Below are 16984 nucleotides of genomic sequence, written 5' to 3'. Positions count from 1 at the left end.
GAAGAGTTGCTCGTGCCGGTGGCGCGAACAACTCTTCTCGTCAGCGGAGGTCGATCAACCGCCGAAGTGGTAATTCAACTCGACCCACCCGGTCCGCCCCGCCGGGCTGTAGCTACCCACCGCATAATTCGGCCAGCCGCCGGTGGTGTCGTGCTTGATGCGGTCGAACACATTGTTGACGATGGCCGACAGGGTCAGGCGGTCGTTCACGCGATACACGACGCTGGCGTTGACCAGGGTGGTCGGCGTCAGGTAGTCGGTCTGCGCCGAGTTCGGGATCTTGCCGTAGCGGGTCGCGAACACGGTCGACGACCAGGCGCCGCCGTTCCAGTTCAGGCTGGCCGCCAGCTTGTCCGGCCAATCCGAGCTGGTGAGCGAATTGAGTTCGTCGCGCACCGTGTCGCCGGCAAACTGTTTCGAGCGGCGGGTCAGGGTCTTCGAATAATTGCCGCGCAAGGTGAACGTGCCCCAGGCCGCGGTGCGCAGCGCATAGCGCGCGCTGACGTCGATGCCGCTGCTCGATTCCTGGGCCGCGTTGATCGGATTGACGCGGATCTCGCGGATCTCGCCCGGACGCACCGGCGAATTGGCCGCGTAGCGGGTGATGCGCGAGATCGTGTCCGCGCACAGCGAAGAACCGATGTCCAGCGAGCCCAGGCGGCAGGCCGCTTCGTCGCGCAGCAGCTGGTCGGCCGACAGATTGGTCACCAGGTCGTCGATCTTGATGTCCCAGTAATCGACCGAGGCATCGAAGTTCGTGCTCGGCGACCAGACGATGCCGGCGCCATACGACTTGCCCTGCTCCGGCTTGAGGTCGGCGCTGCCGTACTGGACGTAGTCGGCGCCCGGCGAGTAGCTGGCGAATTCGCAGTTCGCCAGTGGCTGGCCGGTCACGCCGCAGCGGTAGTGGTCGGTGGTCGACGAGTAATAGCCGGTGCCGCGCGCCTTGTAGATGTAATTCATGTCCGGCGCACGGAAGCTGGTGGCGTAGTTGGCGCGCACCAGCAGCTCGCGCGTCGGCCGCAGTTCCAGGCCGCCGGCATAGGTGAACTTGCCGCTGTCGCGCTCGGCGAATTCATAGCGGTCGTAACGGCCGGCGAGGGTCGCGGTCAGGATCTTGTGCAGGGGGATGCTGGCCTCGGTGCCGAGCGCATAGCGGTTGCGGGTGCCGGCCGTGACGGCGGTGTTCGGCGCCAGGTTGAAGTAGCCCGCGTTGATGCGCTCGTCGGGCGCATTGGTGAAGCCCTGGCGGCCGGCCTCGGCCACCACCGCCAGTTGCAGCGGACCGGCCGGCAGTTGCAGTACTTCGCCGTTGGCGCTGGCCGATACCGTGTGGGTCCAGGATTCGTCGTCGCTTTCGGCATAGCCGGTGATGGTCCCGAATTCATCCGGGTTCACGCGGGTCGCCAGCCGCACCGGGTCAGGCGCGTAGATGGCGACGCCGCTGGCGTCCGTTCCCAGGCGCGGCCCGAGGAAGAAGCTGTCGATGGTCGACAGTGCGCGCGGGGTCTTGCCCTTGCTCTCGTACCATGACGCGCTGTAGCCGGCTTCCCACTTCCAGCTGGTGCCGGGCACGATGCCGCGCGCGCCGAGCGAGGCGGCGACGGCGCCGTCTTCCCAGAAGCGGTTGTAGCGCGACAGGCCGCCCATCTCTTCCGGCGAAATATAACGGGTCCAGGCTTCGTAGTGCCCCGTGCCCTGGTTCAGGAAGTAACCGTTGTTCAGGGAATTCGAGGTCCACGAGGGACCGCGCGTATTGTTGACCGTGTTATTGCGGCCCAGCAGGACGTCGGCGAACAGCGTCGTGTTCTCATCGAGCTCATAGGTGGCGCTGCCGAACGCGTTCTTGCTCTGGTTCTCGGTTTGCACCGACCAGTAGGTGGGGCTCACTTTATTGCTGGCGCAGTAGTTGCCGGTGCGCGAAGCGTAGTTGACGACGCTGCCGCCGAACAGGTCGCCCAGTTGCCCGCAGGTCGCGCCCGGATCGATGTAGCGGCCGACAGTGGCGTCGCGCCGCGACAGCATATTGGTCGGCGTGCCCGAGCGTTCGGCCATGAAGTCGCGCTGGTAGGCGCCGATCGGATTGCGTTCCGAGTACTCGAGCGCGAACACGGTGCTCAGGCGGTCGAACTGCTTGCCGCCAGTGACTTGCACGCGCCGCTCGGAGCCGCCGCCGCGGCTGGTGCCACCGAGCTTGACATTGACGTCGACGCCTTCGGCCTTCTTCTTGAGGATGATGTTCACGACGCCGGCGATCGCGTCCGAGCCATAGATGGCCGAGGCGCCGCCGGACAGGATCTCGATACGCTCGACGATAGACGACGGAATATTGGCCAGGTTAGTAAAGTTGACCGTGCCCTCATACGCGATCGGGAAATCGGCCAGGCGCCGGCCATTGAGCAGGACCAGCGTGTGGTTCGGTCCCAGGCCGCGCAGGCTGATGGTGTTGGCCGACGGCGTGAAGGTATTGCCGAAGTCGGCGCCCTGCACGAAGCCGCTGTTCTGCACCTGGTTGTTCAGGGCGTCGAACACGTTCTTGTAACCCTGGCGCGTGATCTCGTCGCCGGTGATGACGGTGACCGCCGACGGACCGTCCAGCTGCGCGCGGGCGATGCGCGAGCCGGTGACGAGGACCGACGCGGGCGCGGCGTTGGTGGTGGCGGCGGCCGGCGCATCGGCGGAGGTCGACGCCGTCTGGGCGTGGGCCAGCAACGGCGCGCCGATGGCGGCGGCCAGGAGGTAGGTATGTTTCATGATTGGCTTGTTTTTATTGGGAAACGAACTCTAACAAGCCAACAAGTCAGTACAAACGAATTATTCTGAGCAACTTTATAACAATAATGTTGGCGCTGTCACCGTTAAATATGGATGAGTATTGAACTGCTGAGCTGGCCCGCGGTCCAATCCCGGTCACCATCGATCGGGAGCGCACGATGAAAGCGCCGAAGTTTGAGAAGCTGTTCGATCAGCTGTCGCAACTGAACCAGCCGCAACGTCAGCAGGTACTCGCCGCCCTGCATCCGGCCGCCGGGCTCGACCGGGTGGTCGCCCTCATCGACGAGGTTCGGTCAAAGGGGCGGTGCTGCCCGGATTGCGCCTGCGAGCGTTGCCACCGCCATGGCCAGGCCAATGACCTGCAACGCTTTCGCTGTTGCGCGTGCGGCCGCACCTTCAACGACCTGACCGGCACGCCGCTGGCACGACTCAGGCACAAGGGCAAGTGGCTCGATTATCTGGACACGGTGCTCGATTGCCGCACAATCCGTTCTGCGGCCAAGCGGGTCGGCGTGCACCCGAACACGACCTTTCGCTGGCGCCATCGCTTTCTCGACCGGGTCAAGGACGACCGGCCCGAGCGCCTGGTCGGCATCGTCGAGGCCGACGAAACGTTCCTGCTCGAATCGCAGAAGGGCTCACGCAAGCTCGACCGAAAGCCGCGCAAGCGTGGCGGCAGGGCCGCCGTGCGTGGCATTTCGCATCATCTCGACTGCATCCTGGTGGCGCGCGACCGTAGCGGACAAACCATCGACGCAGTCACCGGCCGCGGCGCCTTGAAGGTGAGCCAGCTGGTCACTCACCTGCTGCCGAAACTCGATCCCCAGGCGCTGCTGGTCACCGATGCCAACGCCGCCTATCCCGCCTTCGCCCGTGCCCATGGCGTCGCGCACCAGGCCGTCAATCTCAACGTCGGCGAACGGGTCCGCAACGGCGCCGAGGGCGCCATACATGTGCAAAACGTGAACGCCTACCACCGGCGCTTCAAGGAATGGCTGGCGCGCTTCCATGGCGTAGCATCACGCTGGTTACCCAACTACCTGGGCTGGCATTGGGCGCTCGATGGCGGCCGAGTCACATCCGTCGAGCAATTGCTGCGACTTGTATTCGGGGTCATCAACAGATAACGATGATAGCGCCATAATGTTTGGCGCTGGCCGCGCCAATAAAACGCCCGGCACGAGGCCGTAATGGCGTTAAGTTAAGCTGCTGAGCTAGCCCTTAAAAACGTCGTTACTGCCACTGGCAGTAACGACGTTTTTATGCTAACTCAAGAAGACTTTTGCTTTAACTTAACGGCATTACGGCACAAGGCCGGGCGTTTTTATCGAAGAGCGGAAAACCGGATCAGGCCGTGCCGCCCACCGTCACCCCATCGATGCGCAGGGTCGGCTGGCCGACGCCCACCGGCACGCTCTGGCCTTCCTTGCCGCACACGCCGACGCCCGAATCCAGGCGCATGTCGTTGCCGATCATCGAGATGCGGTTCATCACTTCCGGGCCGTTGCCGATCAGGGTCGCGCCTTTTACCGGATAAGTGATCTTGCCGTCCTCGATCATATAGGCCTCGCTGGCCGAGAACACGAACTTGCCGTTGGTGATGTCGACCTGGCCGCCACCGAAGTTGGCTGCGTAGATGCCGTTCTTGACCGAGGCCAGGATTTCCTGCGGGTCCTTGTCGCCGCCGAGCATATAGGTATTGGTCATGCGCGGCATCGGCAGGTGGGCGAACGATTCGCGGCGCGCATTGCCGGTGACCGGCATCTTCATCAGGCGCGCATTCATCGTGTCCTGGATATAGCCCTTCAGGATGCCGTCCTCGATCAGCGTGGTGCACTGGGTCGGGTTGCCTTCGTCGTCGATGTTCAGCGAACCGCGGCGGTCCTGCAGGGTGCCGTCGTCGACCACGGTCACGCCCTTGGCCGCCACGCGCTGGCCGATCATGCCGGCATACGAGGACGAGCCCTTGCGGTTGAAGTCGCCCTCCAGGCCGTGGCCGACCGCCTCATGCAAGAGCACGCCGGGCCAGCCCGGTCCCAGCACGATGGTCATCGGACCAGCCGGGGCCGGACGCGCCTCCAGGTTGACGCAGGCCGACTTGACGGCTTCGGTGGCATAGCGGTCAAGCACCTCGTCGTCGAAGTAGCCATAGTCGAAACGGCCGCCGCCGCCCGATGAGCCGACTTCGCGCCGGCCGTTCTGCTCGGCGATCACGGTCACCGACACGCGCACCAGCGGACGGATGTCGGCCGCCAGCACGCCGTCGCTGCGCACCACCAGCACCACGTCGTATTCGCCGGCCAGGCCCGCCATCACCTGCACCACGCGCGGATCCTTTGCGCGCGCCATCTTTTCGACGCGCTCGAGCAGTTTCACTTTCGCGGTGGCGTCGAGCGACGCCAGCGGATCGTTGGGCAGGTACAGCGAGCGGCCGCCGGTGGGCAGCGCGCTGCCGGCCACCTTGATGCGCCCGGCGCCCTGGCGACCGATGGTGCGGGTGGCGGCGGCGGCGTCGAGCAGCGCCGCTTCGGAAATCTCGTCGGAATACGCAAACGCGGTCTTGTCGCCCGAGATGGCGCGCACGCCGACGCCCTGGTCGATCGAGAAGCTGCCGGTCTTGACGATGCCCTCTTCCAGGCTCCAGCCTTCGCTCTTGGTGAACTGGAAGTACAGGTCAGCGTAGTCGACCTTGTGCGTGAACATCGTTCCCAGCGCGCGCAGCAGCTTGCCTTCGTCGAGGCCGAATGGCGTCAACAGCACGTCGCGGGCAACGGCGATGGAAGAAAGATTCGGTTCGAATGGAGTCATGTTGGCGTTCGGTATTTTCTGGGATAGGTCATTGTGCCATATCCAGTTCTTTCACACTGGACGCATGCCCGATGCGTCCATGCTGTTCCTTACATCTTGCGATGCCGCAATGCCGGCAAGCTCTCGCGCACTCCGGCCAGGTAGGCCGGATCGAGTTCGCCGCTAATCACGCCGTCGCCTTCCGGCAGCACCGCCTTGACCTCGCCCCAGGGGTCGACCAGCATGCTGTGTCCATAGGTGCGGCGGCCGTTGACGTGCATCCCGCCCTGGGCCGCGGCCAGCACATAGCACTGGTTCTCGATGGCGCGGGCGCGCAGCAGCACTTCCCAGTGCGCGCGGCCGGTGGTGTGGGTGAAGGCGGCCGGCACGATGACCAGGGCGCACTCGCCCATCGCGCGGTACAGCTCGGGGAAACGCAGGTCGTAGCACACCGACAGGCCGACCCGGCCGAACGGCGCATCGAACACGCCCACCGTCTCGCCGGGCACGATGGTGCGCGCTTCGTCATACGATTCGGCGCCCTTGTTAAAGCCGAACAGATGGATCTTGTCGTAGCGGCTCATCGACTGGCCCTGCGGGTCGTACACCAGGGTGGTGTTGAGCACCTTGCCGGCCTGGGGCGAGACCATCGGCAGGGTGCCGCCGACCAGCCAGATCCCGTGTTCGCGCGCCAGCTGCGCCATGCACTCCTGGATCGGACCGCTGCCCGGCGGCTCCGCATGCGCGACCTTGTCGGCGTCGCTCATGCCCATGATCGGCCAGTATTCCGGCAAGGCCACCAGGGTGGCGCCCCGGCCAGCGGCCTCGGCCACCAGGCGGCGCATGGTGGCCAGGTTCTCGCCGACCTCGGGGGTGGATACCATCTGGATCGCGGCTACGGTCGTCATATCACTCCTTCTTGGCTGGCTCAGTGGCTGGTACAGTGGCGGCGGCCGCCGCCGGATTGTCGATTTTCGTGATGACCGGCGCCTTCCACGGCCCCGTCACCTGCATTTCATAGGTCAGCGCCTTCATCACCGGCGCGCGCAGGAACAGCTGGGCCAGATAGCCTCCCAGGCCGATCACCGGGTTGACCGCCAGGCCATACACCAGCGGCCCGGTGCCCAGGTTGAATTCCGGGATCACCACCACGCGCAGGTTGGTCGATTCATTGGCGATGTCGGCGCTGCCGTTCATCAGGACGGTGGCCGCCACCCCATGCATTCTAAGGTTGTCGGTGCGCACCACCCCGCGCTGGATCATGGCGTTGGCGCTGATGCCGTCGAACGCCAGGCCTTCCGAGAACACATCGTGGAAATCGAGCTTGAGCAGGCGCGGCAGCGCTTGCAGGCTGAGTACGCCCAGCAGCTTGGCGGCGCCCGGGTCCTGCTTGAGGAACTGGCCCGATTCCACGTTCATCTCGATCTGGCCCGACAGGCTCGGGATGTCCATCGCGTACGGCAGGCCGGCCCACGAGATGTCGCCCTTCAGGGTGCCGTTGCCGCGCCCGATCGTGCCGGGGAAGCCCAGGCGGTCCAGCAGCTTGCCTGCGTCATCGATGTCGAGCGCGAAGTTCAGGCTGGTATTGCTCTTGCCATCCTTGGTCAGCCAGCGGCCATTCGCCTTCAGCTGGCCATCCGGATTGGCGAGCAGCACGCGGTCGATGCGCCATTCGCGGCCCGCCAGCGCGCGCACATTGCTGGCGCGCAGTTCCAGCCGGCCGAGGCGCTTGTCGAACAGCTCGAACTGCTCGGCCACGATGTCGAGCGACGGGATGGTGGCGCTGGCGCCCTTGTTCGACTCCAGCAAATCCTTGACCTCCGCCTCGGCCGATTCGGGAATGGTGAGCGAGGCCAGGCGCGCCGTGACCTTGCCCAGGCCGCTCCTCGTCTCGGTCCAGGTGAGGTAGCCGCTGGCCTGGCGCGAATGCAGGTTCGCCTGCCAGGTGTCGCGCGTGTGGGTGGCGCCGACCACCACGTCGGCCACGCGCCGTTCGCCGATGGTCAGTTCGCTGATGCGTCCGGCCAGCACGGTCGGCAGGATGTACTGGGTGAAGTCGGCGCCGCCGGCAGCCGTCGCCGGTCCGGCCATCGTGCCCGGCGCCGGCAGTGCGGCGCCGGCCGCCACGTCCTCGCCGGCGATGGCGCGCCCGGCCGCCAGCCAGTGGTCGATATTGAGCACCTTCGAGTCGACGTGGACCATCATGCCCTCGTCCGGCAGCGGCGCCGGCACGTTCACGCCGATACCGCCCTGGGTCACCCGCCACGGGCCCTTGCCCTGCTTCTCGCGCAGGTAGCGCGCCGCCAGGTTGGGTCCGACGCCGACCCGGATCTCGTCGCGCGCCAGCCCGGCCATGGTCGGCGCGCCTTCCAGCACGAAGCTGAGCGGCAGGCTAGCCTCGGCAACCTTGTTCAGCGGGTGCGGCAGTTCGACGCCCAGGCCCGCCAGGCTGGAATCGATGGCGATCGTGCGCCGGCCTTCGCGCACCACGATCGAGCCGGTGTAGTGGGTGCTGCCCGACAGGCGCTCGGCCAGGCGCCCCAGCGCCGGCGCCGGCGCGGTGCGGCGCATGCCCTCGGCCGACAGCACGCCGTCGAGCAGCACCCGGGTGCTGCCGTCGCGCTGGGTGCCGCCGGCCACCGAGACCGGTTCGCCCAGGAAGTTGGCGCGGATCGCCTCAAGGCCGAAACCGTGATCGTGGAAATCGATCCGGCCCTGGGCCGCCTGCAGGGTCGGCAGTTCGGGGAATAGGCTGACGTCGTTGTTCTGCAATTGCAGGCTGCCCTGCACCTTGGTGTCTGCTAGGCGCGACAGCGGCATACGCAATTTCAGGCCGAGCCTGGCGTTGCCGCTGCCGCGCGTGTCCTCGGTGAAGTGGCCGATCCAGTCCAGCACCGGCGTCACCGACACATAGCGCAGGAATTCCTGCAGCGGCCCGGCGCCCTGGCCGTCGATTTCGAGCATCATGTTCTCGTGGGCGCCGAGGTCGGGGATCACCGCCTTGACGTTCGACAGCGCCACGCCCAGGGTGCGCAGGGTCTTGCCGTGAATCTCCATGCGCGCCCGGTCGAACGCGATGCTGCCGTCGATCGCCTCGGCCAGCGGCCACAGCGGCGTGCCGTCCGGATGGCGGTGACCGGGCGCGTATTCGAGGCGCGCTCCTTCCAGCCGGCCGCTCACATTGAATTCGCCGCGCTCGCGCTCGGCGGCGTTGGCGGCATAAAACGGGAAGTGCGCCAGGTCGCCGCGCAGGCGCAGGCTGGCATCAACCAGGCGTCCGCCCTGCAGGGCGCCGACCAGCCAGTCGTGCAGGCTGTGCGGGGTGGCCAGCGGTAGATAACGCCCGATCTGGTCGATCGCGAAGCCATCCAGGCTGCCGGTGAAATCGGCGCTGCCGGGGCCGTGGCCGGGTTCGAGCGGCAGCACGTGGCGGCCCGATATCTCGCCGCTGAACCCGCCCTGGCGGAACGTCAGGTCGTCGACCTCGACTTGCAACTGTTTGCCTGGCTCGAGCTTCCAGCCGGCCTTGACCGCCAGCCGGTCGAACGGCATGCGCGGCTCGGCGAACCAGGCCGGCATGAACAGCGCCAGTCCCTGCGAGTCCAGCGCCACGCTGCCGCCGCGCTCGTTCGCATCGATGTGGCCGCTCAGGTGCTCGAAGCCGGGCGTGGCGGGCCGCGCCGGCAGCGCCGGCACGCCGCCCTGGGCGCCACGGGCCGGGCGCGCGGCGACGGCATTCAGCGCCAGGTCGGCGACGTCGCCGCGGATGCGCCAGCCGCTCACGTTCGGGTAGCGCCCATCCCATTCGGCGCTGACGTCGCGCAGCATGCCGCGCGGCGCATAGTCGGCCAGCAGCTGGCGTTGCACCGGCGTGACCGGCAGGTACTGGGCCAGCGCCGCCAGCGCGCCGATGTCGAGCCCGCGCGCGCGCAGGGCGCCGCGTTCGGGCTGGCCGTTCTTCGCGGGGCGCCAGGTTTCTTCGAGCGTGGCCGGCGGCAGCGCGCGGCCGCCCTGCACCGCCACCGCGAAATTATCCAGGCGGATCGTGTGGCCGTGGGCGCCGAAAGTCGGCTTGCCGTCGGCCCCGTTCGGCAGCAATTCCTCGCGCGCCGACAGGCGGCCGCTGACCCGCGCCAGCTGCAGCGGCGCGATCTCCTTGCCGAGGCGCGCATTGACCCCGGCCAGGGCCAGGTCGGCGGTGAAGCCGGCCAGGCGCGCCTGGTCGAAGCTGAGCCAGGCGCGCAGCGAACCGCGGCCGCGCTCGAGCTGGATCGGATAGTCGACGAAGCGTTTCCATGCGCCGAGGTCGACGTCGCGCAGGTCGGCGTACAGCTCGCCCTTCCAGCGCAGCACGTCCGACGGCCGCTCGCCGAAGCGGTGGCGGAACTGGGCGCGCACGTCGATCGGGCTGCCCAGCGCGCGCGGCGGCGTGGCCTGCAGCGCGAAGTGGTGGGTGCCCCAGCGATTGAGCAGCGCCAGGGTCACGCCCTCCAGCGCCAGCGGCGGCGTGCCGCGCAATTCGTCGGTCCAGTCGACCCGACCGTCGCGGATCACGATCTCGCGCTGGCGCAGCAGCCAGTCGGCGCCGCCGCCACCGTCGGCCTGGTTGGGGTCGAGCCGGACCCCGGCGACCTCGATCACGCCGTCCAGCCCGCGCCGCACCGCCAGCCGCGGCCCCTTGATCTCGAGCGAGGCGAAGCGCGGCTCGAAGGCGGCCACGCTCCACCAGCCCAGGGTCGCATCGACCTGCGGCAGCGCCAGCACCTGGCGCCCTGCGGCATCGTGCAGGCGCACCTCGCTAAGTGTCAGGGCCGGCCGCATGCCGTGCCAGGATGCGGCCAGGCGCGCGATCGTGACCCGGCTGCCGAGGGCATTGCCGGCCATGCGCTCGATGTCGCTCTTGTACAGGTCGATGTTGGGGAGGATGGCGTAGCGCAGCACCAGGAACAGCACGGCGAGCGCGAAATACACCAGCAGGACGAGCTTGATGGTGAAGCCGAGCACGTGGTGCGAGGCCAGGTTGGCCATGCGGTAGGCCGAACGCAGGCGCCGCCAGCGCACGGCGAGCGGCGATGCCGCAGTGGGCGCCTGCGGATCCGGGTTGTGCATCAAGGTGCTAATAACAAAGGCTCGCCGTAAATATAACTCTTTAATAAAACAGGTCGCTTGCAACAGTCGCGGCGTCTACCTTACCATCGGTGCAACCCCAGGCAGCGATGGCCGGACCATGGCCCGAATTGCATCTTGCATTCGTGCCATCTCCATGAAGCGGGCCATTCTACCGCATCGCAAATGACCAGGACCTTAAACCGCCCTCATCTACCAGGATCGACGATGACCACAGCTTCCCCCGCCTGCGCTTCACGCTTCGTCCAGCGCTGGCTCGATGCCGCGCCGGAGCGGGCCTCCCAATTGGCCGCATTGTCATCATTATCGCTGGGCGGCGCAGATTTCCGCGCGCTATTGGAGCGCGAACTGGGCAAGGGGCTGCCGCTGGAACGGGCCATGCGCCGCGTGCGCAACCTGCTGGTCTCGACCATCGTGGCGCGCGACCTGGGCGGCCAGGCCGAGCTCGACGAGGTGGTCACGGCCATGACGGCGTTCGCCGACTTCGCGATCCAGACCCACGTAACCGCCCTCACCGACGAGCTGGTGGCCAGCCACGGCATGCCCATGGGCGAGGAATCCAGCCGCCCCCAGCACCTGATGGTGCTGGCCATGGGCAAGCAGGGCGGCGGCGAACTCAATGTCTCGTCGGACATCGACCTGATCTTCGTCTATCCGGAAGACGGCGAGACCGCGGCCGGCCCCGGCCAGCGGCAGTTGTCGAATCACGAGTTCTTCGTGCGCCTCGGGCGGCGCCTGAACGCGGCCCTGTCCGAGGTGATCGAGGACGGCTTCACGTTCCGGGTCGACATGGCGCTGCGTCCCAACGGCAAGTCCGGCCCGCTGGCGGCCAGCCTGGGCATGGTCGAGGAATACCTGATCGTCCAGGGCCGCGAATGGGAGCGCTATGCCTGGGTCAAGGCGCGCGCCGTCACCGGCACGCCTGAAGACATCGCGGCGCTCGACGCCATCGTGCGGCCCTTCGTGTTCCGGCGCTACCTCGACTTCGGCGTGATCGACGCGATCCGCAATATGCACGCCCAGATCCGCGCCGAGGTGAAGCGCCAGGAGCGCCTGCATCCCGAGCGCAGCCACAACGTCAAGCTGGGGCGCGGCGGCATCCGCGAGATCGAGTTCCTGGCCCAGGTGTTCCAGCTGATCCGCGGCGGACGCGATCCGGCCCTGCGCGAGCGCTCCACCCGCAAGACCCTGCTGCTGCTGGCCGAGCGCGAGCTGCTGCCGGTCGATACCGTCGAGCGCCTGCTGCAGGCCTATGTGTTCCTGCGCAATCTCGAGCACCGGGTGCAATACCTGGAAGACGCCCAGACCCACACCCTGCCGGCCAATCCGGACGACCGGCTGGCGGTGGCGCGCATGATGGGCGTCGAGGACGAAGCCACCCTGCTGGACCGGCTCGATGAGCAGCGCAGCTATGTGGCCCAGCAGTTCGACGCCATCTTCGCCGACAAGGAAAAGCCCGACGATAATCCGGACGCCCCGGCCCTGGCCGACGAACTGGATAATATAGACGCGCTGGCCGCCCGCCTGGCCGCGCTCGGCTTCGACGACGCCCGCACCGCCGCCAGCCGCCTGGCCGCCACCCTGCAGGGTCCGCGCCTGTCAAATATGCCCGATGCCAGCCGAGCAAGGCTGGAAGCATTGGTGGAAGCCTCCCTTCCCCTGGTGACCACCGTGGTGGTCGAGGCCGGGATCGGCAGCCAGGCCGCCACCCTGGGCCGCCTGCTCGACCTGTTCGAAGCGGTCGCGCGCCGCTCGGCCTACCTGTCCCTGCTGACCGAATACCCGCACACGCTCGAGCGCGTGATCCGGATGATCAATGCCAGCGGCTGGGCCGCCACCTTCCTCACCCAGCACCCGATCCTGCTCGACGAACTGCTGGACGACCGCAATGCCGGCGCCGGCGACCTCGGGCAGCTGGCCGCGCTGCTCGACGAACATTTGAGCGAGGCAGCGGGCGACACCGAACGCCAGCTCGACATCCTGCGCGAAGCGCACCATGCGCAGCTGTTCCGCCTGCTTGCCCTGGACCTGGGCGGAGAACTGTCGGTGGAGCACCTGGCCGACCACCTGTCGGCCCTGGCCGATATGATCGTCGGCGCCGTGGTCAGGCATGCCTGGCGCGCGGTCAACGGCCGCCACCGCGAGGAACCGGCGTTCGCCGTCATCGCCTACGGCAAGCTGGGCGGCAAGGAGCTGGGCTATGTGTCGGACCTCGACGTGATCTTCCTGTACGACGACGAGGACCAGGACGCCCCGCCCCTGTATGCGCGCCTGGCCCAGCGCTTCATCACCTGGATGACGGCCCATACCGCGGCCGGCATCCTGTTCGACGTCGACATCGCCCTGCGGCCGGACGGCGCCAGCGGCATGCTGGTCTCCTCGGTCGCCGCCTTCGAGCGCTACCAGAACGATGCCGCCTGGCTGTGGGAGCACCAGGCATTGACGCGGGCCCGCTTCTGCGCCGGCGATGCCGCCATCGGCGCGCGCTTCGAGGCGATCCGCGAGCAGGTGCTGCGCAAGGACCGTAGCGACCAGGAGGCCCGGCTCAGGGAAGAAGTGGTGAACATGCGCCAGCGCATGCGCGACGCCAACGTCAACCGCAGCGAGCTGTTCGACCTCAAGCAAGATCTGGGCGGCATGATCGACATCGAGTTCATCGTGCAATACCTGGTGCTGCGCCACGCCGCGCGCTACCCGCAGCTGACGGCGAACGCCGGCAATATCGCCCTGCTGCGTGTCTGCGGTGAGCTGGGCCTGATCGACGCCGGCCTGGCGGCCGAGGTCGCCGACGCCTACCGCGCCATGCGCAAGCTCCAGCACAGCGTGCGGCTGCAGGGCCAGGACAAGACCCGGGTCGAACCCGGCCTGGTCGGCCACCATCCAGACAGCGTGCAACGCCTGTGGCATGCCTGTTTCGGCGCCTGATTTACCTCTTCCCTTCCTTTCCCTCCCACTGATTCGTATGTGCACCACCCCGGTGCGCATGCGGGTCGCGCGCACCCAAATTACCCATACATACACCTTTTATGCACTACCGCTAAGCGATTGAATTTCCTGACTTTCAGGTCACTTAATTTCTTTTTGATAACTGTTGTTTTTGCCACAAAAACCGGTGTTTGGCGCGTTGACATCAATCAACACGGAATGGTTTTATACAGATGTGTATGCACTACGGAACAGCCCGTTACCCACGGGTTTCCGCATGCGCACGGGTTGCACCTATTAATCATAAAGGTCGTTCCGCCCCAGGTGGGACGCAGGATGGAGAGCACATGCAACAACGTACCAAGATCGCATTAGCCGTCGCGCTGGCGCTGCCGGCCATGACCGCCATCGCGCAGGAAGCACTGCAGCGCGTCGAAGTGACCGGTTCCCGTATTCGCCAGGTCGACCTGGAAACCGCGCAGCCGGTCCAGGTGATGAACGCGGAACAGATCCAGAAGAGCGGCCTGGTCACCGTCGGTGACATCATCAACAGCCTCTCCTCGGCCGGCGTACCGGCATTCAGCAAGGGCACGTCGCTGGGCGCAGGTCGCGACCAGGGTGGCCAGTTCCTCGACATGCGCAACCTCGGCGCCCAGCGCCTGCTGGTGCTGGTCGACGGCAAGCGCTGGAGCCAGTCCGTCAACGGCTATACCGACATGTCGACCGTGCCGTCGGCACTGATCGAGCGCGTCGAGATCCTGAAGGATGGCGCCTCGTCGATCTATGGCTCGGACGCGATCTCGGGTGTGGTCAACATCATCCTGAAGAAAACCATGCAGGGCGGCCAGGCGAGCATCTACCATGGCCAGAACGAAAAGAACGACGGCAAGACCAAGGATTATTCGCTGTCCTATGGCGCCGGCGACGACAAGGCCTCGCTGCTGTTCGGCGTAACCCATACCGAGCAGGGCGAAGTCTGGGCCAAGACCCGCGACATCACCTCGACCACCAACGGTCCGGATCGTCCGAACGCGTCGCTGGGCAGCGGTCCATGGGGCCGCATCCGCCAGGTGAGCCCGACCGGCGGCCCGACCGGCTTCGACCGCATCCTGAACCACACCGGCGCCCAACTGGGCGACGGCGTGGGCGCCGATTCCCGCGATCCGAACAATTACCATACGTTCGGCAACGCGCCGGCCGACCTGTTCAACTCGACCAGCCAGATGCACTTCCTGACTCCGAGCAAGCTGACCTCGCTGTTCGTCAAGGGCGAGGTCGCGCTGCCATGGAACATGAACTTCAAGACCACCGCGATGTACGCCGACCGCAAGTCGTCGCGTACGGTCGCCGGTTATCCGCTGAGCTCGACGGCCCAGTCGAAATTCCCGGTCTACGTCGACAAGGACAGCTATTACAACCCTTACGGCAACCAGGTCGCCGGCGCCGGCAACGGGCAGGACCTGTTCTTCTATCGCCGCACCATCGAGGTGCCGCGCGTGACCGACAACAGCAGCCGCACCCTGCACATCGACGCCACCCTGGAAGGTGAATTCGAACTGCGCAGCCTGCCATGGAACTGGAGCGTCGGCTATAACCACAGCAAGGTGGACGGCCTGGTGCAAGGCTACGGCGACCTGAACCTGGTGAACCTGAAGCGCGCGCTCGGCCCATCGTTCAGGAACGCCTCGGGCGTCGTCCAGTGCGGCACCGTAGGCGCGCCGATCGGCCTGGCGGAATGCACGCCGTGGAACATCCTCGGCGGCCCGTCGGCCTCGACCCAGGAAGCGCTGGACTATGTGATGTCGACGTCGCAGGCCACCTATAGCTCGGTCGTCAACAGCGCCACCGCCGACATCACCGGTGAACTGTTCACCTTGCCTGCCGGCGCGGTTGGCGTCGCGGCCGGTATCGAGCACCGCGAAGTGCGCGGCGACGACATCCCGGGCCAGTTCGAGCAATCGGGCTACTCGTCGAGCCTGGCGGGCAACGCCACCTACGGCCGCTATACCGTGCGCGAAGCCTACCTCGAAGCCAACATCCCGCTGCTGAAGGGCCTGCCCGCCGCCGAGCTGCTGAGCCTGAACCTGGCGACCCGCTACTCGGACTACTCGAACTTCGGCTCCACCACCAACAGCAAGGCCAGCTTCATGTGGAAACCGGTGCGTGACGTGCTGGCACGCGGTACCTATGCCGAAGGCTTCCGCGCCCCGACCCTGGGCGACACATTCGGCGGTGGCTCGCAAACCTTCGCCAGCTACCTGGACGTGTGCGACAGCGCATTCGGCGAGGCGGCCAACAATCCGACCGTGGCGGCGCGCTGCGCGGCCGCCGGCGTACCGGCCGGCTTCCGCCAGAAGAACCAGACCGGCGGCAATGTGAGCGCCACCGGCGCACAGACGCCATTCCCGTTCACCACCGGCGCCGGCAATGCCTTCCTGCAACCTGAGTCGGCCAAGACCCGCACCCTGGGCCTGGTCATCAGCCCATCGGGCGTACCGGGCCTGTCGGTCTCGGTGGACTGGTTCAATATCCGCATCGAGAACCGCATCTCGGGCGTGTCGGCCACCGATACGCTGGAAGAGTGCTACGTGAACAACGTGCAGAACTTCTGCTCGCTGGTCAAGCGTGACGCGAGCGGCCAAGTGGTCGACCTGCAGATCGGCAACACCAACCGCGGCAAGACCGAGACCGAGGGTGTGGACCTGGCGATCAACTACCGCCTGCCGCGCACCGCCTGGGGCCAGTTCGGCATCCGCAGCGAGACCACCTACACCGATTCCTTCAAGGAACAGTCGACGCTGGATTCGGATTGGGTGGAGTACGCTGGCGAGTACGACATCTTCCGTGTGAAGTCGAACACCTCGATCGACTGGAGCCTGGGTAACTGGAACGCGACCTTCACCGGCCGCTTCTACAGCAGCCAGAAAAACCGCTGCTGGACCGCCAACCCGGCAGTCTACTGCTCGGATCCAACCGCCGAAACCAGCTGGGGCACCGGCTACAACCGTCACGGCGAAATGTGGTACGCCGACCTGTCGATCGGCTATGCCCTGCCGTGGAACGCGAAGATCCTGTTCGGCGCGAACAATCTGTTCGACAAGAAACCGGAGATCAACTACAGCGCGGCATCGTCGACCGGCGGCAACTCGTCGTCGTCGGCAGTGAGCCCGGAACTGCCGATCGACCGTTTCTTCTACGTCCGCTACAACCAAGCCTTCTAAGCAATTTAATTGCTCAAAAAACCCGTCCGGCGCAAGCCGGGCGGGTTTTTTTACGTCCTTCCAAATTTAGATCAATTATTGACCGTGCAGTCAATTACTTGTCAAATCTTTAATCCATAAATACACATTTCTGCAACACATTTGTCATA

7 protein-coding genes are annotated in these 16984 nt (G+C 66.2%); 3 read left to right on the top strand and 4 right to left on the bottom strand.

Going from position 1 to position 16984, the window contains the following annotated elements; translation table 11 throughout:
* Window positions 1-54 precede the first annotated feature (54 nt).
* The gene (locus SOM61_RS04710; protein WP_320473021.1) at window positions 55-2754 is read right to left on the bottom strand and encodes a TonB-dependent receptor plug domain-containing protein; all 2700 of its coding nucleotides are present in this window, start codon (window positions 2752-2754) and stop codon (window positions 55-57) included.
* 179 nt (window positions 2755-2933) lie between these two features.
* Here SOM61_RS04710 and SOM61_RS04705 point away from each other — a divergent pair, with 179 nt between their 5' ends.
* Window positions 2934-3902, top strand: a complete 969-nt coding sequence (locus SOM61_RS04705; RefSeq protein WP_320473020.1) for an IS1595 family transposase — start codon at window positions 2934-2936, stop codon at window positions 3900-3902.
* 220 nt (window positions 3903-4122) lie between these two features.
* On the opposite strand, the gene tldD is transcribed toward SOM61_RS04705, so the two are convergent.
* From tldD to SOM61_RS04690, 3 genes are all read right to left on the bottom strand, one after another.
* On the bottom strand, window positions 4123-5583 hold the full coding sequence (tldD, locus tag SOM61_RS04700; RefSeq protein ID WP_320473019.1) for a metalloprotease TldD: 1461 nt from the start codon (window positions 5581-5583) through the stop codon (window positions 4123-4125).
* 89 nt (window positions 5584-5672) lie between these two features.
* Entirely contained in the window at window positions 5673-6470 is a 798-nt protein-coding gene (locus SOM61_RS04695) for a carbon-nitrogen hydrolase family protein (RefSeq protein WP_320473018.1), read from the bottom strand.
* Between the two features lies 1 nt (window position 6471).
* The gene (locus SOM61_RS04690) at window positions 6472-10671 is read right to left on the bottom strand and encodes a YhdP family protein (protein ID WP_320473017.1); all 4200 of its coding nucleotides are present in this window, start codon (window positions 10669-10671) and stop codon (window positions 6472-6474) included.
* 225 nt (window positions 10672-10896) lie between these two features.
* Here SOM61_RS04690 and glnE point away from each other — a divergent pair, with 225 nt between their 5' ends.
* Window positions 10897-13614, top strand: a complete 2718-nt coding sequence (glnE, locus tag SOM61_RS04685; protein ID WP_320473016.1) for a bifunctional [glutamate--ammonia ligase]-adenylyl-L-tyrosine phosphorylase/[glutamate--ammonia-ligase] adenylyltransferase — start codon at window positions 10897-10899, stop codon at window positions 13612-13614.
* Between the two features lie 347 nt (window positions 13615-13961).
* Window positions 13962-16835 carry a TonB-dependent receptor domain-containing protein gene (locus tag SOM61_RS04680; RefSeq protein ID WP_320473015.1) on the top strand — a complete coding sequence of 958 codons (2874 nt, stop codon included), beginning with the start codon at window positions 13962-13964 and terminating at the stop codon, window positions 16833-16835.
* Window positions 16836-16984: the final 149 nt, after the last annotated feature.

This window comes from Massilia sp. CFBP9012 (assembly GCF_034045115.1).
Classification (GTDB): Bacteria; Pseudomonadota; Gammaproteobacteria; order Burkholderiales; family Burkholderiaceae_D; genus Telluria.
The sequence above is the reverse complement of the archived record's forward strand: the minus strand, read 5'-3'. Positions and strand labels throughout refer to the sequence as shown.